This window comes from Geodermatophilus pulveris, from assembly GCF_900188375.1.
Lineage (GTDB): Bacteria > Actinomycetota > Actinomycetes > Mycobacteriales > Geodermatophilaceae > Geodermatophilus > Geodermatophilus pulveris.
Genome location: NZ_FZOO01000005.1, coordinates 109,822 through 127,325, shown reverse-complemented (window position 1 = coordinate 127,325; position 17,504 = coordinate 109,822). Strand labels below are relative to the sequence as shown.

Here is a 17,504-nt window from a genome sequence, read left to right as displayed (position 1 = left end):
TGCCCGGCGGACGTGCCCACGCGAGGTGAGCTGCCTACGGTGGCACGGTGACCACCGAGCACGTCGAGGTCGAGCGCAAGTACGAGGCCGACGACACCTTCTCCCTCCCCGACCTCACCGGCGCCGGGGGCGTCGTGGCGGTCGGTGCGCCGGAGGAGCAGTCGCTGGAGGCCACCTACCACGACACGCCGGACCTGCGGCTGCTGCGCGCCCGGGTGACGCTGCGGCGGCGCACCGGCGGCACCGACGCCGGTTGGCACCTCAAGCTGCCCGGGAAGGGCGGCTCCCGGCGGGAGCTGCACCAGCCGGCCGGCCGGGCCGCCCGGACCGCCCCGCGTGCCGTCGTCGCCCCCGTGCTCGGCCTGCTGGGGACCGCCGCGGCCGCGCCGGTCGCGACGATCACCACCCGCCGGGTGGTGCACCGGCTGCTCGACGGCGACGGCCGGGTGCTGGCCGAGGTGGCCGACGACTCCGTCGTCGGCACCGCCCTGGCAACCGGACCCGGCGAGCCGACCACCGTCACGGGCTGGCGGGAGGTCGAGGTCGAGCTGGTCGACGGCGACGAGGCACTGCTCGAGGCGGTCGGCGAGCGGCTCGTCGCGGCCGGCGCCCGCCCCTCCGCCGCGTCCTCCAAGCTGGGCCGGGTGCTGGAGGGCCGGCTGCCCGGGCCGGTGGTGCCCGGCCCCGCCCCGGCCGCGGGGGAGCGGGACGGGAAGGGCAAGAAGGGCGGCAAGGGCAAGAAGGGGAGGGCGGTCCCCGTGCGCACGGCGGGAGAGGTCGTGCTGGGGGCGGTGGCCGGCCAGCTCCAGGCGCTGCGCGACGCCGACCTCGCGGTGCGCACCGAGCAGCCCGAGGGGGTGCACGACCTGCGGGTGGCCTGCCGCCGGCTGCGCAGCATCCTGGCCGCCTTCCGCCCGGTGCTGGTCCGGGAGCGCACCGACCCGCTGCGCGTGGAGCTGCAGTGGGTGGGTGCCGAGCTCTCCGGCGCCCGGGACACCGAGGTGGCGCTGTCCCACCTGCGCGCGCTGGTCGCCGCCCAGCCCCCGGAGCTGGTGCTCGGCCCGGTCGCCGCCCGGCTGCAGCAGACCGAGGCCAAGGACCACGGGGCCGGCGCCCGCCAGGTCGGGCGCACCCTCACCGAGCGGCGCTACCTGCTGCTGCTCGACGCCCTCGACGCGCTGCTGGCCGACCCGCCGCTGACCGAGCTGGCCGCCGCCCCGGCCCCGGGCGTGCTCGCCGACGCCGTCCGGCGCAGCGGCAAGCGGCTGCGCGGGGAGATCGAGGTGGCGCGCGAGGCCGCCGGGGAGGCCCGCCACCTGGCGCTGCACGAGGTGCGCAAGGCCACCAAGCGGGTGCGGTACACCGCGGAGGTCGCGGTGGGCACGCTCGGCGAGCCGGCCACCGCGCTGATCTCCTGCGCCAAGCAGGTGCAGGAGCTGCTGGGCGCGGCGCAGGACACCGTCGTCACCCGGGAGGTCGCCGTCCGGGTGGGCCTGGCCGCCTTCGCGGCGGGCGAGAACGCCTGGACCTTCGGCCGGTTGCACGGCCTGGAGGAGGTCCGGGCGGCCGCGTCCGAGGACGGCTTCTGGGTCGTGGAGCCGGAGCTGCGCCGGGCGATCACGACCGTCGTCCGCCTAGGCTGAGCGGGTCCCCCCGCTCGGGCCGGCCCCTCGGTGGGCCGCTGCGAGCCTCGACCGGCCTCCCTGCAGGGGGCGGGGTGGTCCCTCCAGGGGGACGAGGAGGTCCGTCCGCTGTCCCTGATCGGCCTGCTGGGGTTCGTCACCGTCGTCCTCCTGGCCATCGTCGTCCTGCACGGCTACGTGTGGTGGCGGGTGGCCCACAGCACCACCGTCCCGGGCCGCGCCCGGCGGCTGCTCACCCTGGGCCTGCTGCTGCTGGCCCCGCTGCCCATGGCCGCGGTCGTCCTCCGGCGCGAGGACTCCGCGGCGACCACCGTGCTGCAGTGGGTCGGCTTCGGCTGGCTGGGCGTGCTCTTCTACCTGTTCCTGACCCTGCTGGCCCTCGAGCCGGTGCGGCTGCTGCTGCGCGGGTGGACCCGCGCGGCGGTGCCGGTGCCGGTCGGGGCCCACGTCGGCTCCCCGGCGGTCGGGACGGCACCTGGCCGCGGTGGTCGTCCGGAGGACGACGATGTCATCGACCCCGCGCGCCGGCTGCTGCTGGCGCGGGGGCTGGCCGCCACGGCCGGCGTGGCGGCGGTGGGCACGGCGGGGGTCGGGGCCTACTTCGCCAACAGCCCGCCCGTCGTCCGCCGGGTGCCGGTCACCCTGGCCGGGCTGGACCCGGCCCTGGACGGCCTGCGGATCGTCACCTTCTCCGACGGGCACCTCTCGGCGCTGTACGGCGGGCGGCGGTTCGAGCGGCTGGTGGACATCGTAAACGCCCAGCGGCCCGACGTCGTGGCGATCGTCGGCGACCTGGTCGACGGCGAGCTGTCCGAGCTGCGCGAGGAGGCCGCCCCGCTGGCCGACCTGGTGAGCGGGCAGGGCGTCTACTTCGTCACCGGCAACCACGAGTACTTCGTCGACACCGAGACCTGGCTGCGGCACCTGCCGACACTCGGCGTCGAGGTGCTGCGCAACGAGCGGGTGCCGATCCGGCGGGGCGGTGCGTACGTGGACCTGGCCGGCATCGACGACCGGACGGCGCTGGGCTCGGGGGTGCCCGGGCACGGCGCCGACCTCGACGCGGCCCTCGACGGCCGCGACGACGCCGTCCCCGTGGTGCTGATGGCCCACCAGCCGGTGCAGGTGGCCCAGGCCGCGGCCGCGGGCGTGGGCCTGCAGCTGTCCGGGCACACGCACGGCGGGCAGCTGTGGCCCTTCGACTACGCGGTGCGGTTGGACCAGCCGGCGGTGCAGGGGCTGTCCCGGGTCGGCGACACCCAGCTGTACGTCACGACCGGCGCGGGGTTCTGGGGGCCGCCGATGCGGGTCGGCGCCCGCCCCGAGGTGGCCGTCGTCGAGCTCCGCGCCCCCTGAGGCTCACATCCCGCGGCTCACATCCCGCGGCTCACATCCCGCGGCTCACATCCCGCGGCTCACATCCCGCGGCTCACATCCCGCGCAGCACGGCCATGGCCTCCGCGGCGACCTCCTCCAACGGCAGCGTGCCGCCGGAGGCGCCCCAGCGCAGCAGCGCCTGCGTGTAGGCGGAGAAGTGCGCGGTGACCACGACGACGGCGGGGTCGCCGTCCTCGGCGACCCCCAGCTCGTCGAGGAGCATCTGCGCCGTCGCCCGCTCGTACCCCGCCGCCCGGTAGCGCAGCCGGGGCGTCGAGGCGATGATCCGCCACCGGGCCAGCGTGTCGGCCCGGCGCTCCGCGGCCATGCCCGCCAGGAAGCCGCCGAGGATCAACCGCAACCGCTCGGCCAGCGGGCGGTCGGCGGGCGCGGCGGCGAGCAGGGCGGCGACCTCGGCGCGCTCGGGCAGCGCCATGATCAGTTCGTCCTTGCTCGCGTAGTGGGCGTAGAAGGTGGGCACCGAGACGCCGGCCGCCGTGGCGATCTGCCCGATCGCCACCTCCTCGTAGCCGCACTCCGCGAACAGCGCCATGGCCGTGTCGTAGATGCGCTGGTGCGTGGCGGCGTACTGGCGGGCGCGGTGCGCCTGGGTCACGGTCGGTCCCCCCTCGGTCCCGCGGCGTCCCCCGGTCGTTCGGCCTCCGTGTCCGGACGCGTCACCAGGCATTCCACCATCCGGGGCGCGAGCGGCCGTGCGCACGGCCGGTGACCCGTCCTGGGGACGGGCAGACGTCTGAGACGACCAGACGTCTACACCACCAGTACCTTCGACCCGTGACGACCGCCGTGTCCGGGCCGAAGTACCTGTCGGTCCGCGAGAACCTGCGCAGGCGGGTGTCGGCGCTGCCCGAGCACGCGGTGCTGCCGCCGGAGCCGGTGCTCTGCGCGGAGTACGGGGTCAGCCGGATCACGCTGCGCCGCGCCGTCGACGGCCTGGTCGCCGACGGTCACCTGGTACGCCAGCAGGGCAGGGGCACCTACGTGACCCGCCCGGCGATCCGGCACGAGTACCGCGAGAGCTTCGTGCACCGCATCGCCGGCTGGAGCTCGGTGATGACCGAGCAGGGCGCGCAGGTGGGCACCACGGTGCTCACCCAGCGCGTGGTGCCGGTGCAGCAGCCGGTGGCCGCCGAGCTCGGGCTCGAGCCGTCGACCGACGCGGTGGAGCTGGTCCGGCTGCGCAGCGTGGACGGCGCCCCCAACCACGTGGCGCACAGCTTCCTGCCGGCCGGGCGCTACCCGCGGGCGGCCGAGGCCGACCTGAGCGAGGGGTCGCTCTACGAGTTCCTCCGGCGCGAGTACGCGGCGGATCTGGCGCACGCCCGGATCGTCGTTGACGTGGCGACGGCGGCCCCGGAGGAGGCCGACCTGCTGCAGGTGGTCGCCGGTTCGCCGCTGCTCGTCGTCCGGACGACGGTCCACGACAGCGCCGGGCACCCCCTGGTGCACAGCTTCTCCCGGCTGCGGCCCGACGTCAGCCAGGTCGAGTTCGAGGTCTCGGTCACCGGACGCTGACGAAGGACCCCGTCCTCCCCCAGCCTCCGCACGCTCAGGCCGGTCCCCTGGACGGGGCCCGTTCCAGGCACTCGCCGTACCGTCGGGCGAGCCGCGCCCGTCGTCCCCGGAGGTCCCATGCCCGAGCCGGTCACCGTCAGCGGCACCCGCGAGGTGCCGCACGAGCGGCGCCGGGTGTGGGAGGCGCTGGCCGTCCTCGCGCCGTACTGCGCGGTCTGCGACGTCTCCTACGTCGTCGACGGCGCGGGCCCGCCGCGCCGCGGGACCCGGTTCGTCTGCGTCCCCGGCCGCCTGGACGACGGCGTGGCCCCGCCCCCCGGTGCGCCGCAGGGCGAGATCGTCGAGTGGGTGCCGCGGGAGCGGGTCACCACCCGGCTGAAGCTGACCCCGGAGACCTGGACGACGACGATCGAGCTCGCCGACGCCGGCCCCGGCGCCACCCGGGTCGTCATCACCGTCAGCCACGAGGCACACCCCGGGGGGCGGTTCGTCCAGCGGGTCACCCACCGGCTGATGCGCGGCGGCGTCCGGGAGATGGTGCAGCGCACGGTGGACGGCGAGCTGGACCGGCTGCCCGCCCACGTGGCGCAGTCGCCGGCGGTGTGACCGGTCGTCCCACGACCGGGGTGTGTGTTCGTGTGATCTTGTGGGTAGGTCTCCCGTCGCGCACCGGCGGCACACCCAGCACTGTGCTGGGACTGTGCACTCCGGTCCGGCTATAGGAGAGATGTGCCATGGAGATCATCGGTCTGATCATCGCGGGTCTCATCATCGGCCTGCTGGGGAAGTTCGTGGCGCCCGGCGCCAAGGACAACACGCCCATCTGGCTCACGATCCTGTGCGGCATCGGCGGGGTGCTCATCGGCTACTACGTGAGTGGCGCGCTGGGCGTGGCCGCCACCCCTGGCATCGACTGGATGCGGTGGATCATCTCCATCATCCTCGCCGCGGTGCTGGTCGTGGCTGCTTCCACGCTCACCGGCCGCAACAGCCGCGCCATCCGCTGACCTGCGACCGGGGACCCTGCAGTGCGGCGGGGTCCCCGGCACCGGCCGGCCCGCGGGCCGGCGCCCACCCCGGACACCAGGAGGGCACGTGTCCCAGCTCCTCGGGCTCATCGCGGTCGGGTTGGTCATCGGGGCGCTGGCCCGCCTGGTGAAGCCGGGCCGGCAGCGGATGAGCCTCCTCGCGACGCTGCTGCTCGGCGTCGCCGGCGCGGTCATCGGGGGCCTGATCGCCGACTGGCTGGACGTCGGCTCGATCACCGAGCTCAACTTCTGGGGCTTCCTGTTCGCCCTGATCACCGCGGTCCTGCTGATCGGCATCGCGGAGGGCGCGGCCGGCCGCCGGGCCGTCCCCCGCTGACCCCGGCCCCCGGGGGGCTCAGACCTCGACGGTGTCCCCCGGGACCAGCCGGCCGTAGGGCGTCGGGGTGCCCGGGCCGCCCTCGCCCAGCAGCGTGCCTACGATGCGCAGCCCGTCGTCGTTGAGCAGCCCGTCGTGGATGGCGTACGCCTGGTCGGCGTGCACGGCGCGCACGTAGTCGACCACCTCGGACATCTTCGACCACGGCGCGTGGACCGGCAGCAGCAGGGTGGCCACCGGCTCCTGCGGCACGGTGAGCGCATCGCCCGGGTGGAACACCGCCCCGCCGACGAGGAAGCCCACGTTGGCCGGCCGGGGCAGGTCGGGGTGGATCACCGCGTGCAGCTCCCCGTGCACCGTCACCTCGAACCCGGCGGCGGTGACCGCGTCGCCGTCGCCGACCACGTGCACCCGCGCGCCCACGCCCTCCAGCCGGGCGGCGACCGAGCCGTTGGTCCACACCTCCAGCGCCGGGTCGGCGTCCATCGCGCGGAGCAGCACGTCGGGCACGAAGTGGTCGGCGTGCTCGTGGGTCACCAGGACGGCGCCGGCACCGTCCAGGGCCGCCGGGTCGGTGAAGGCGCCGGGGTCGATGACCAGCCGCCGGTCGCCCTCGCTGAGGACGACGCAGGCGTGGCCGTGCTTGGTCAGCTCCATGACGGCATCCTGCCCCGCTCCCGCGGGGGCCGCCGCCGGGCCGACCGCCTCACCCGGTGGGGTGGGACGGCCGTGCCGGTGCTCAGCCGGCGGCCGCGCGCTGCCGACCCTGAGGGCATGAGTGCCCCCGCCGTCCCCGCCTCGGTCACCGCCACGGTCCTGGCCGCCCGCAGCCGCCCCCACGGCCCGACGTCGGCCCTGTGGCACGCCGTCGCGCTGCACCGCCCGGCCGCCGAGGTCGACGGCGCCTGCGAGCTCACCCTCTGCGGCTCGCTGGCCCGCGTCGATCGGGAGCAGCCCTGGCCGACGCCGGCCCGCGACGTCTGCCCGGCCTGCGTGGTCCTCACCAGCTGACGCCGGGGTCCGTCACCGCCCGGTGAACTCCGGGGCGCGCTTGGCGAGGAACGCCTCGACGGCCTCGCGGTGGTCGGCGGTGCGGCCCAGTTCGGTCTGCAGCCGCGCCTCGAGCGCCAGGGTGTCCTCGAGCCGGTCGGTGGCCGCCGTGGCCAGCACGGTCTTGATCGCCCGGTGGGCGGCGGTGGGCCCGGCCGCCAGCCGCGCGGCCAGCGCCTGCGCCTCGGCGAGCACCCGCTCGGGCTCCACGACCCGGTGCACCAGCCCCCACTGCGCCGCGGTCTCGGCGAGGAACGGCTCGGGCAGCAGCAGCAGCTCGGCCGCGCGCGAGCCGCCCACGCAGTGCACCAGGCGGGAGGCCAGCCCGGAGTCGCTGGACAGGCCGATGCCGGCGAACGCGGTGGTGAACTTCGCGCCCGCGGCGGCCACCCGCAGGTCACCGGCCAACGCCATGCCCAGGCCCGCGCCGGCGCAGGCGCCGTTGACGGCCACGACCACCGGGACCCGCAGCCCGGCCAGGGCCAGCACCAGCGGGTTGTACTCCTCCTCGACCACCGACAGCGACGTCGCGGCGTCCCCGCGCAGCGCCGCCACGTGCTGGCCGAGGTCCTGCCCGACGCAGAAGGCCCGGCCGGTGCCGGTGAGCACCACGGCCCGCACCGCGTCGTCGGCGGCGACCCCCCGCACGGCGTCGAGCAGTTCGCGCCGCGACTCGTGGGTCAGCCCCGCGCGCAGCATGGTGATCGTGGCGACCCCGCCGGCGTCCTCGCGGGTCACGGTCTCGGGCACCGTCGCGCCCCCCTCTCGTCCGTCGTCATCCGGGAGCCGGGTCGCGCAGCTCCCGCCGCAGGATCTTGCCGGTCGTCGTCTTGGGCAGCTCGGCGACCACCTCGACCGTCCGCGGGTACTTGTAGGCGGCCATCCGCTCCCGGGCGAAGGCGATGACCTCCTCCGGCGTCACCGAGGCGCCGGGCTTGAGCGAGACGAAGGCCTTCACCGTCTCCCCGCGGTAGGCGTCCGGGACGCCCACCACGGCCGCCTCGCGCACCGCGGGGTGCCCGTAGAGGACGTCCTCGACCTCGCGCGGCCACACCTTGTAGCCGGCCGCGTTGATCATGTCCTTCTTGCGGTCGACCAGGTAGAACCAGCCCTCCGCGTCCATGAACCCGACGTCGCCGGTGCGCAGCTCGCCGCCGGGCAGGGACTCCGCGGTCGCCTCCGGCCGGCCCCAGTAGCCGGGCACCACCTGCGGCCCGGAGGTGACCAGCTCGCCGACCTCGCCCACGGGCAGCTCCCCGCCGTCCTCGCCGACGACCCGGACGACGGTGTTGTAGACCGGCACCCCGACCGACAGCGCCCCCGAGGCCGGATCCACCGGCGCCCGCCGGCCCAGCGGCACCGCGTGCGAGGGCGAGTTGGTCTCGGTGAGCCCGTAGACGTTGTGGATGTACCGCCCGGTCACGGCCTCGAAGGAGTCGGTGACCGCCGGGGCGATCGGCGCGCCGCCGGAGTAGACGGTGCGCAGCGACGCGAAGTCCTCCCGGCCGACGCCGGGCACCCCGGCCAGCGCGATGAACACCGTGACCGCCCCGACGGTGAACGTCGGCCGGTGCTCGCGGATGGCGTCCAGCACCACCTCGGGGTGGAAGCGGTGGGCCAGCACGAGCGGGCAGGGGGTCAGCAGCGCGACGGCGACGTGCCCGACCAGGCCGGTGATGTGGAACAGCGGCGCCACGCCCAGGACGACGTCGTCCGGGGTCAGCCCCACCCAGTCCCGGTAGACCTGGGCGTTGAACACCACGTTCGCGTGGGTGTTCATCGCGCCCTTGGGCACGCCGGTCGTCCCCGACGTGTAGGTCAGGACCGCCACGTCGTCCGCGGCCAGGGACGCCGCCGCCGGTCGCCGCCCGGCCGTGGTGGTGACCAGCTCCTCCAGGTCCAGGGTGCCCTCCGGCCGGGAGCGGACGACGCCGCCGAGCACCCGCTCGTCGTCCCGCGACTGCCGGTCCAGGGCCGAGCAGGTGACCACGGTGCGCACCCGGGTGCCGGGCAGGACGTCGCGGGCCACGGACTCGTACAGCTCCTCCAGGCACAGCAGTGCCGTGGCCCCGGAGTCGGTGAGCAGGTGGGTCAGCTCGCGGGCCCGGTTCATCGGGTTGACCGCCACCGCGACGCCGCCGGCCTTCCACGCGCCGAGCAGGCCGATGACGAACGCCGGGTCGTTCTGCACGTACAGGCCGATCCGGTCGCCGGGGGCGAAGCCGGCGTCGGCCAGGCCCACGGCGAGGGCGTCGGAGGCGGTGTCGAGGTCGGCGAGGGTGAGGACGCCGTCGAAGTAGCGGATCGCCACGGCGTCCGGCGCGGCGGCCAGCGAGGCCCGGAACACGTCGAGCACCGTGGCCTGCTCGGGCGCGATGTCGGTGGGCCCGCCCTCGGGGTAGAGGGCCAGCCACGGCCGGTCGGTGTAGGTGCTCACCGCCGCCGCCCCCCTCCGTCGCCCGGCGCCCTCCGCCGGGCGCCGCGGTGTCCACCGTCACAGCCGGGCGGGGTCCTGGCAAGCGCGCCCGGACACCCCGCGGCCGGTCCGTCGTCGCCGGTTCGTGACGAACCGTTCCCCCCGGGGACGGCGTACACCTGGGACGATGGGTGTCGGACGACGGTGGCACGCCTGCCGGGTGCGAGCAGAGCACCCGGGGGTGTGTGCTCGGACGGGGAGCAGATGATCCACGGTCGGGGGCGCTGTCGTCCCGGGGCCGCGGACGAGCACGGGCGGGGGGTGGCCGCGGTGGTGGAGCCTGGTCGGCGCAGCGTGGGTGAGCGGTACGAGCTCGCCCAGCTGATCGCCGCCGGCGGCATGGGGCAGGTCTGGCGCGGCACCGACGTCCTGCTCGGCCGGCCGGTCGCGGTCAAGGTGCTGCGCAGCGAGTACACCGGCGACCCCACGTTCCGCGCCCGCTTCCGCGCCGAGGCCCAGCACGCGGCCGCGCTGAGCCACCCGCACATCGCCGCGGTCTTCGACTACGGCGAGACCGAGGCCACCGACGGCAGCGGCGAGACGCTGGCCTACCTGGTCATGGAGCTGGTGGAGGGCCGGCCGCTCTCGGCGCTGCTGCAGCAGGACGGGCGGCTCCCGGCCGCGGCCACGCTCGCGCTGCTCGAGCAGGCCGCCTCCGCGCTCGCCGAGGCCCACCGGGTCGGGCTGGTGCACCGCGACGTGAAGCCGGGCAACATCCTGGTCCGCGACGACGGCAGCGTGAAGATCACCGACTTCGGCATCGCCTGGTCGGCCGGCAGCGTGCCGCTCACCCGCACCGGGCAGGTGATCGGCACCCCGCAGTACCTGGCCCCCGAGGTGGCCGAGGGCCGGCACGCGCTGCCGGCCAGCGACGTGTACGCGCTGGGCCTGGTCGGCTACGAGTGCCTGACGGGCCACCCGGCCTTCGACGGCGCGAACGCCGTCACCATCGCGCTCAAGCAGGTCCGCGAGGACCCCGACCCGCTGCCCGACGACCTGCCCGGCGGGCTGCGCACGCTGATCCGGCGGGCCCTGGTCAAGGACCCCGCGGCGCGGATCCCCGACGGCGCCGCCTTCGTCGCGGCGGTGGACGACGTGCGCGCCGGCCGGCTGCAGCCCGAGCCGCCGCCCACCCTGACCGCCGTCCGGCCCGGCCCGCCGACCGGGCGGCACCGCGCGCCCGGCGACGCGGCCGGCGCGTCCGCCGCCGGCCACCGGCGCCGGCTGGCCGCCGTCCTCGTGCCGGTGGTGACCCTGCTGCTGGGCGCCGGCGCGGCCGCGGGCGTCTTCGCGGCGGTCTCCGCCGGCGGCGACGACCGCCTGCCCACCGTGGTCGCCGCCCGGACCGAGGACGCCCGCATCGTCCTGGCCGCGGAGGACTACGTCGGCCGGGAGGTGGACGAGGCCGCGCTGGCGCTGTCCGCGCTCGGGCTGCTGGTGCAGCGGGTGGAGGACGTCACCGCGGCCGCGACCCCGGGCCGGGTCACCGCCGTCGACCCGGCCGGCGCCCAGCTGCGGGCCGGCGACGCCGTCCGGGTGTCCTTCGCGGTCGCCCCCGAGCCCGCACCGGTCCCGCAGCGCCCGCCCGCGTCGGCCAGCCGGGTGGCCGACGGGTACGAGGTGCCGCGGCGGTCGGCGCCCGCGCCGGCGGAGCCCACGCCGAGCACGCCGCCGACGCCCGGGCAGGAGCGGCCGGCGGACGCCGCGCCCTCCGGGACGCCGTCCCCGTCAGCCACCCCCCCGGAGCGGACGGCGGAGGGGGAGCCGGTGGCCCCCGAGGCGGTGGACCCGTGGGCACCGCCCACGCCGGAGCAGCCGGACGAGGAGCTCCCGGAGGAGGAGCCGGCGGAGGACCCGGCCGGGGACGACCCGGCCGTGGAGGACCCGGCACCGGACGACGTGGACGACGACCGGGACCGCAGCGACCGCTGACCCGCGGCGGTCAGCCCCCGTCCCGGCCGGGTGCGACCCACAGCGCGGCGCCGAGGGCGGCCAGCGCGGCGGTGAGCACGAACCCGCGGTCGGTGTCCACCCGCGGGAGCACGACGAGCACCCAGAACACCGCCGTGCCGGTCAGCCCCGCGGCGGCGACCTGCCAGGCCGCGTCGGGGCGCCGGCGGACCGCGGGCAGCAGGCGGCCGGCGAACGGCACCACCCCGGCGAGGGTGGCGAGCGTGGCGGAGGCCGACCACAGCGGCGCGGCCGTCCACAGCGGCACGCCGCCCGCGCCGGTCAGCAGGCCGCCCTGCAGCAGCAGCAGGGACAGCGCGGCCAGGCCGGCGCCCACGCGGGCGGCCCGCACCTGCGGCGGGCGCGGGGTCCGGGGCCGGCGGGCCGGGGCGGTCGCCGTCCGCCGGGCGCGCGGCGGGACGGCGGGGGCCGGCGGTGGCGCGGCGGGGGCCGGGCCGGGCACGGCCCCGACCGGCCCGATCGGCTGCACGCCGCCGTCCGGGGGCGACGGGTGCGCGGCTGCGGCGGCCGGCGCGGGGTCCGGGGTGCGCGGGTCGGCCGGGCGGCGCGGTGCCGGGGGCTCGGGGCTGGGGGTCGGCTGCGGCACGGTCGCTCCTCGCTCGGGACGCGGGCGGGCACCGGCCCGGCGGGACCGGTCCGTCCCCGGACGGTATCGGGCCGCGCGCCCGCCGTCGGGCAGGCGGCGCGGACCGGCCGGGGGCTCACTAGGGTCGGCCGGGTGGGCGTGCGCGCGGGGATCGTCGTCACCGGGACCGAGGTGCTCACCGGGCGGGTGATCGACCGCAACGGCCCCTGGCTGGCCGAGGAGCTGCGCCGCCTCGGGGTCGACGTCGGGGCGGTGGTCGTCGTCGGCGACCGGCCCGCGGACCTGGTCGACGCGCTGCGCTTCCTCGCCGGCGAGGACCTGGTGGTCACCACCGGCGGGCTGGGGCCGACCGCCGACGACCTGACCGCCGAGGTCGTCGGCGAGGTGCAGGGCCGCCCCTCGGCGGTCGACCCGGCGCTGGAGCGGGAGATCGCCGCGATCGTCGAGCGGCTCATGGCCCGCCGCGGCTGGCGCGCCGACCCGGAGGCGACGGCGGCCGGCGTCCGCAAGCAGGCCCTCGTGCCGGACGGCGCCACGGTGCTGGCCCCGGTCGGGACGGCGCCGGGCCTGGTCGTCCCCCCGGCCGAGGGGCGGGGCGGACCGGTGGTCCTCGTCCTCCCCGGGCCGCCGTCGGAGCTGCAGGGCATGTGGCCGGCGGCGCTGGCCGCCGCCCCGGTCCAGCACGCGCTGGCCGGCCGCGAGGAGCTGCGCCAGGAGACCCTGCGGCTGTGGGGGACGCTGGAGTCGCAGCTGGCGGCCACGCTGCGGCAGGCGGAGTTCCCCGGGCTGGAGGTCACCACCTGCCTGCGGGACGGCGAGCTGGAGATCGTCACCCGCTACGGCGCCGACGCCCAGCCGGAGTACGACCGGCTGGTCGCGGCGGTGACGCAGGCGCACGGCGAGACCCTGTTCTCCACCGGCCCGACGGTCGACGAGGTCGTCGCCTCGGCGTTCGCCGACCGCGGGCTGACCGTGGCCACGGCGGAGTCGTGCACCAGCGGGCTGCTGGTGGCCCGGCTGACCGAGCGGGCCGGGTCCTCGGCGTGGGTGCTCGGCGGGGTGGCGTCCTACGCGAACTCGGCGAAGGAGGCGCTGGTCGGCGTCCCGCCGGAGCTGCTGGCCGCCCACGGGGCGGTGAGCCCGCAGGTGGCGGGGGCGCTGGCAGGAGGCGCGCGGTCCCGCTTCGGCGCCGACGTGGGCGTGGGCATCACCGGCATCGCCGGACCGGGCGGCGGGACGGCGGAGAAGCCGGTCGGCACGGTGCACCTGTGCGCCATCGGCCCGGACTCCGAGGAGCTGCCCCGCTCGGTCGTGCTGCCGGGCTCGCGGTCGGCGGTGCGGCAGCGGTCGGTGTCCCTCGCGATGCAGATGCTGCGGCAGCTGCTCGTCGGCGGCCCGCCGGCGTGACGGCGTGGAGCTCCTGACGCCGTCCGCCCGGTCGCTCGTCGCGTACGGCAGCGGCGGGGTGGAGCTGCTGCGGGCGGCGCTCGTGCGGGGACCCGAGGACGGGTTCGCCGTCGACGTGGTCCGGGTGGCGCCCGGCGGCGTGATCGGCCGGCACCCCACCCGGTGGTGGCTGCTGTACCTGGTGGTCGAGGGCGCCGGCTGGGTGTCCGGGCCGCCGGGCGAGCGCCGCCCGCTGCGGGCCGGCGAGGCGGCGCTGTGGGCGCCGGGCGAGGAGCACGCGTCCGGGTCGGCCGACGGGCTCGTGGCCGTCGTCGTGCAGTGCCGCACCCGGCCGGTGCCGGCCGGAGAGGAGACACCGTGACCGTCCTGACCCTGCACGCGACCGGGCCGGAGGCGCCGGGCGAGGTCTGGGAGCGCTACGCCGTCCCGGCCCGCTGGCCGCAGTGGGCGCCGCAGATCACCGGGGTCTCCGTGCCCGTCGCCCGGCTCGCCGCGGGCGTGCGCGGCCGGGTGCACGGCCCGCTCGGGGTGACGCTGCCGTTCGTCGTCGAGGCGGTGGACGAGGCGGCGCGGGAGTGGTCGTGGACGGTGTCGGCCGGGCCGGTGCGGCTGCACCTGCTGCACTGGGTCACCGGCGCCCCGGACGGCGGCAGCACCACCGGGCTGCGGGTGACCGGCCCGGCCCCGGTGGTGCTCGGCTACGCGCCCCTGGCCCGGCTGGCGATCGGCCGGCTGGTCCACCCGCTGCGCTGAGCACCCGGTGGACCTCGTCGCCCGGCTGGACCGGGGCCTGGTGCTGCTGGACCTCGGCCGGCCGAGGCGCTCGCTGCGCTCGCGGCGGCACTCGCGGCAGGTGACGGTGGAGCCCGTGCGCCGATCGGCACCGCGCTGGAGGAGCTCGGTGACCTGGCGGGGCCCCGCGCGCCTTCCGTGCGGCCGATGACGCCGGGGGACGGCGAGGGCACGCTGCAGCTGGCCGTCCTGCTCGACGAGCTGGGGGACCGCCCCGACGCCGAGCTCGTCGCCGCCCGAGCCGGCCACCCGGTGGCGGAGCCGTCGTCGCCTGCTGGCGGGGGACCGCACCCGCGACCCCGCGCTGGAGGACGCCCTGCGCGCCGGGGCGGACCACCACCCGCCCGCGCGGGCGGCCCTGGCCGATCCGCTGCGACCACCGGGCGCACCGCGGAGGCGCGGGAGGTGTGCGCGCCGGACGCCGCGGAGGCCGCCTACCGCAGCGGCATCGCGGCCACTGACGACCACAGCCACCACACCCTGGCCTGCTCCTCGAGGAGCGCGGTGACTGCGACGGCGCCGAGTTCCGCCACCGGCTGGGTGCCGCCGGCGGGGATGCGCTGGCGGCAGCCACGTTGCGGCGGTTGCTGCGGGAGTGGCAGGACGACCGGCGAGCACCCTCCGTCGGCCGCGGCAAGACCCCGCTGACATCTGTGGACGGGCGTCTGAGCTGCGGGTTCGTGTTGATCAGCCGCTGCGACGGCGGTAGACTTCGAACACCTGATCGAGCCGGTGGGAGGTGTGGTGGACGGCCTGTCGGACGCGCTGGACGCCCTGGCCGCGGAGGACCTCGCGCCGCTGGTCGGCCCGGCGCTGCTGGAGCGGCTGCGGCCGCTGCTGCTGGCGCTGAACCGGCTCGCCGCGGAGATCGCCCGCACGGTGGCCGAGTGCGAGGTGTCCGGCGCCGCCGGGCACGACGGGCTCACGACCATGGCCTCCTGGCTGCGCGGGCACGGGCACCTGTCCGGTGCCGAGGCCGCCCGGGTGGTCCGTGCCGGCCGGGCGCTGGGGCACCTGCCGGCGATGGCCGCCGCGTTCGCCGCCGGGGAGGTGACCGGCGAGCAGGCCGCGGTGCTCGGCACCGTGGCCGACCCGGCCAAGCTGGCGCTGGCCGCCGGGCAGGGCGTGGACCTGCGCGTGGTCGACGGGCTGCTCACCGGCGTCGCCCGCCGCCATCCCCAGGCGGACACCGCCCGTGCGGTGCGGCACTACGCCGACCGCCTCGACGCCGACGGCCCCGAACCCGATCCGACCGAGGGGCGGCGGCTGTCGATCACCCGGCACGCCGACGGGTCGGTCAGCTTCCGCGGCGACCTGGACGCCGTCGGCGGGGAGGAGGTCGCCACCGCGGTCGAGGCGGTCGTGCAGGCCGGCCGCGCCGCCGCCGACGGGCGCACCCGCACCCAGCAGCAGGCCGACGCGCTGGCGCAGCTGGCCGACAACGCCCTGGCCGGCGGCGGGCTGCCGGTGCTCCGGACGGTGAAGCCGCACGTCGTGGTCACCGTCGACGTCGAGGACCTGGCCGACCCGGCCACCGGCGCAGGTGCGGCCGAGCTGGCCTCCGGCGCGGTCGTGTCGGCCGCCCGGGCCCGCTGGCTGGCCTGCGACGGGGCCGTCACCAGGATCGTGATGGGCCCGGCCGGGCTGCCGCTGGACGTGGGGCGCACCCAGCGGGTCGTGCCGCCGCACCTGCGCCGGGCCGTGGAACGCCGCGACCGGCACTGCGTCTTCGCCGGGTGCGGCGCTCCGGCCTGGTGGTGCGACGTGCACCACGTGCTCGAGTGGGCCAACGGCGGGGACACCTCCGTGGAGAACTCCGCGCTGCTCTGCGAGCGGCACCACACCAAGGTCCACCACGGCTTCCGCGTCGAACGCGGCACCGACGGCCGATGGCGCACCTGGCGCCCCGACGGCACCCGGATCCGCACCGGCCCGGGCAACACCGGACCACCCCTGACCAGCGCCGCCTGACCGGCGGACGACCCGTTCGACCCCGCACGGCCACCGGAATGCGGGGGACGGGTGTTCAGGGGCCGCCTACAGTCCGTACCCGTGCGGGGGCTGAGCGAGGCGGTGCTGCCCGCCCGGATGGGCACCCCGTTCCGCTGGCTGGTCGGGGCCTCCTGGGTCACCAACCTCGGCGACGGCATCGCCCTGGCCGCCGGTCCCCTGCTGGTCGCCAGCCAGACCCAGGACCCGCTCCTCGTCGCCCTCGGCGCACTCGTCCAGCGGCTGCCGTGGCTGCTGTTCGGGCTGCACGCCGGCGTCCTCGCCGACCGGGTGGACCGCCGCCGCCTCGTCGCCGCGATCGACCTCGCCCGCGCCGGCGTGCTCGCCGTCCTCGCGGTCGCGCTGGCCACCGGGGACGTCGGCATCGCCGCCATCCTCGCGGCGCTGTTCGTGCTCGGCACCGCCGAGGTCTTCGCCGACGTCACCTCCGGCACGCTGCTGCCGATGGTGGTCGGCCGCGCGGACCTCGGTGTCGGCAACGCCCGGCTGATGGCCGGCACGCTGACCATGAACGAGCTGGCCGGTCCCGCCCTGGGCGCCGTGCTCTTCGTCGCCGGGACGGCGTGGCCGTTCGTCACCCAGGCCGTGCTGCTCGTGCTGGGCGCGCTGCTCGTCTCCCGCATGCGGCTGCCGGCGCACGAGCGGCCGGCCGAGCGCGCCCACGTCCGCCGGGACATCGCCCAGGGGCTCCGCTGGGTCTGGGGCAACGCGGCCGTCCGCACGCTGACGCTCACCAGCGTCAGCTTCAACGTCACCTTCGGCGCCGCCTGGGCGGTGCTGGTCCTGTACGCCGACCAGCGGCTGGGCCTCAGCCCGGTCGGCTACGGCGTGCTCACCTCCATGGGCGCCCTGGGCGGCTTCGCCGGGACGGCGGCCTACGACTGGCTCGAGCGGCGCGCCGGCCTGGCCACCCTCATGCGCGTCGGGCTGGTGATCGAGACCCTCACCCACCTGGTCCTCGCCCTCACCACCACCGCCTGGGTCGCCATGGTGGTCATGGCCGTCTTCGGGGCGCACGCCTTCGTGTGGGGGACGACGTCGCGGACGGTGCGGATGCGCGCCGTCCCGATCGGCCTGCAGGGCCGCGTCGGGAGCCTCGCCGCCATGGGCGGCTTCAGCGGCATCCTCGTCGGCCAGCTGGTCGGCGGGCTGATCGCCCGCGTCTGGGGGATCACCGGTCCGTTCTGGTTCGGCTTCGTCGGCTCCGCGGTCATCCTCGCCCTCATCTGGCGGCAGCTCGGGCACATCGCCCACGTGGGGGAGGAGACGCCCGTCCCGGCGCGCTGACCGC

Annotated in this window: 18 protein-coding genes; 13 read left to right on the top strand and 5 right to left on the bottom strand. The window is 77.2% G+C overall.

The genetic code is table 11. The features are described 5' to 3' along the window. Positions 1–47: 47 nt before the first annotated feature. Complete coding sequence (locus CHB98_RS12035; protein ID WP_089305840.1) at positions 48–1,643, top strand: CYTH and CHAD domain-containing protein; 1,596 nt, start codon at positions 48–50, stop codon at positions 1,641–1,643. Between the two features lie 30 nt (positions 1,644–1,673). Beyond that, a complete protein-coding gene (locus CHB98_RS12030; protein ID WP_245821107.1) occupies positions 1,674–2,999 on the top strand; it encodes a metallophosphoesterase in 1,326 nt (441 codons plus the stop codon). A 73-nt stretch (positions 3,000–3,072) separates the two neighbouring features. Here the strand turns inward: CHB98_RS12030 and CHB98_RS12025 are convergent, their stop codons facing one another. After that, positions 3,073–3,636, bottom strand: coding sequence for a TetR/AcrR family transcriptional regulator (locus tag CHB98_RS12025; protein ID WP_179224449.1), 564 nt, complete (start codon positions 3,634–3,636; stop codon positions 3,073–3,075). Between the two features lie 179 nt (positions 3,637–3,815). Between CHB98_RS12025 and CHB98_RS12020 the strand changes: the two genes are divergently transcribed. The 4 genes from CHB98_RS12020 (at position 3,816) to CHB98_RS12005 (ending at position 5,921) form a co-directional block, all read left to right on the top strand. Next, complete coding sequence (locus CHB98_RS12020) at positions 3,816–4,556, top strand: GntR family transcriptional regulator (protein WP_245821106.1); 741 nt, start codon at positions 3,816–3,818, stop codon at positions 4,554–4,556. A 117-nt stretch (positions 4,557–4,673) separates the two neighbouring features. After that, entirely contained in the window at positions 4,674–5,162 is a 489-nt protein-coding gene (locus tag CHB98_RS12015; RefSeq protein WP_089305838.1) for an SRPBCC family protein, read from the top strand. A 128-nt stretch (positions 5,163–5,290) separates the two neighbouring features. Continuing rightward, positions 5,291–5,563 (top strand): GlsB/YeaQ/YmgE family stress response membrane protein, encoded by a 273-nt coding sequence (locus tag CHB98_RS12010; RefSeq protein WP_089305837.1) that lies wholly within the window; start codon positions 5,291–5,293, stop codon positions 5,561–5,563. Between the two features lie 88 nt (positions 5,564–5,651). Next, the gene (locus tag CHB98_RS12005) at positions 5,652–5,921 is read left to right on the top strand and encodes a GlsB/YeaQ/YmgE family stress response membrane protein (RefSeq protein WP_089305836.1); all 270 of its coding nucleotides are present in this window, start codon (positions 5,652–5,654) and stop codon (positions 5,919–5,921) included. Positions 5,922–5,939: 18 nt separating this feature from the next. Here the strand turns inward: CHB98_RS12005 and CHB98_RS12000 are convergent, their stop codons facing one another. Continuing rightward, the gene (locus tag CHB98_RS12000; RefSeq protein ID WP_089305835.1) at positions 5,940–6,578 is read right to left on the bottom strand and encodes an MBL fold metallo-hydrolase; all 639 of its coding nucleotides are present in this window, start codon (positions 6,576–6,578) and stop codon (positions 5,940–5,942) included. Between the two features lie 117 nt (positions 6,579–6,695). Here CHB98_RS12000 and CHB98_RS11995 point away from each other — a divergent pair, with 117 nt between their 5' ends. After that, positions 6,696–6,932, top strand: a complete 237-nt coding sequence (locus CHB98_RS11995; RefSeq protein WP_089305834.1) for a hypothetical protein — start codon at positions 6,696–6,698, stop codon at positions 6,930–6,932. A gap of 12 nt (positions 6,933–6,944) precedes the next feature. Here the strand turns inward: CHB98_RS11995 and CHB98_RS11990 are convergent, their stop codons facing one another. Further along, complete coding sequence (locus CHB98_RS11990) at positions 6,945–7,721, bottom strand: enoyl-CoA hydratase-related protein (protein ID WP_089305833.1); 777 nt, start codon at positions 7,719–7,721, stop codon at positions 6,945–6,947. A 25-nt stretch (positions 7,722–7,746) separates the two neighbouring features. Beyond that, entirely contained in the window at positions 7,747–9,408 is a 1,662-nt protein-coding gene (locus CHB98_RS11985) for a class I adenylate-forming enzyme family protein (protein ID WP_089305832.1), read from the bottom strand. Positions 9,409–9,717: 309 nt separating this feature from the next. Here CHB98_RS11985 and CHB98_RS11980 point away from each other — a divergent pair, with 309 nt between their 5' ends. Beyond that, positions 9,718–11,379, top strand: coding sequence for a serine/threonine-protein kinase (locus tag CHB98_RS11980; protein WP_245821105.1), 1,662 nt, complete (start codon positions 9,718–9,720; stop codon positions 11,377–11,379). A gap of 10 nt (positions 11,380–11,389) precedes the next feature. On the opposite strand, the gene CHB98_RS11975 is transcribed toward CHB98_RS11980, so the two are convergent. Continuing rightward, on the bottom strand, positions 11,390–12,004 hold the full coding sequence (locus tag CHB98_RS11975) for a hypothetical protein (protein ID WP_089305831.1): 615 nt from the start codon (positions 12,002–12,004) through the stop codon (positions 11,390–11,392). 132 nt (positions 12,005–12,136) lie between these two features. Here CHB98_RS11975 and CHB98_RS11970 point away from each other — a divergent pair, with 132 nt between their 5' ends. The 5 genes from CHB98_RS11970 (at position 12,137) to CHB98_RS11950 (ending at position 17,500) form a co-directional block, all read left to right on the top strand. Continuing rightward, positions 12,137–13,411 (top strand): competence/damage-inducible protein A, encoded by a 1,275-nt coding sequence (locus CHB98_RS11970; protein ID WP_089305830.1) that lies wholly within the window; start codon positions 12,137–12,139, stop codon positions 13,409–13,411. Between the two features lie 4 nt (positions 13,412–13,415). Next, the gene (locus CHB98_RS11965; protein ID WP_089305829.1) at positions 13,416–13,772 is read left to right on the top strand and encodes a cupin domain-containing protein; all 357 of its coding nucleotides are present in this window, start codon (positions 13,416–13,418) and stop codon (positions 13,770–13,772) included. Then, positions 13,769–14,164 carry an SRPBCC family protein gene (locus tag CHB98_RS11960; RefSeq protein WP_089305828.1) on the top strand — a complete coding sequence of 132 codons (396 nt, stop codon included), beginning with the start codon at positions 13,769–13,771 and terminating at the stop codon, positions 14,162–14,164. The genes CHB98_RS11965 and CHB98_RS11960 overlap by 4 nt, the downstream gene beginning before the upstream one ends. 783 nt (positions 14,165–14,947) lie before the next feature. After that, positions 14,948–16,174: an HNH endonuclease gene (locus CHB98_RS11955; RefSeq protein WP_089305827.1), complete on the top strand. Its 1,227-nt coding sequence runs from the start codon at positions 14,948–14,950 to the stop codon at positions 16,172–16,174. Between the two features lie 81 nt (positions 16,175–16,255). Then, positions 16,256–17,500 carry an MFS transporter gene (locus CHB98_RS11950; protein WP_179224447.1) on the top strand — a complete coding sequence of 415 codons (1,245 nt, stop codon included), beginning with the start codon at positions 16,256–16,258 and terminating at the stop codon, positions 17,498–17,500. The last annotated feature ends 4 nt before the right edge of the window (positions 17,501–17,504 follow it).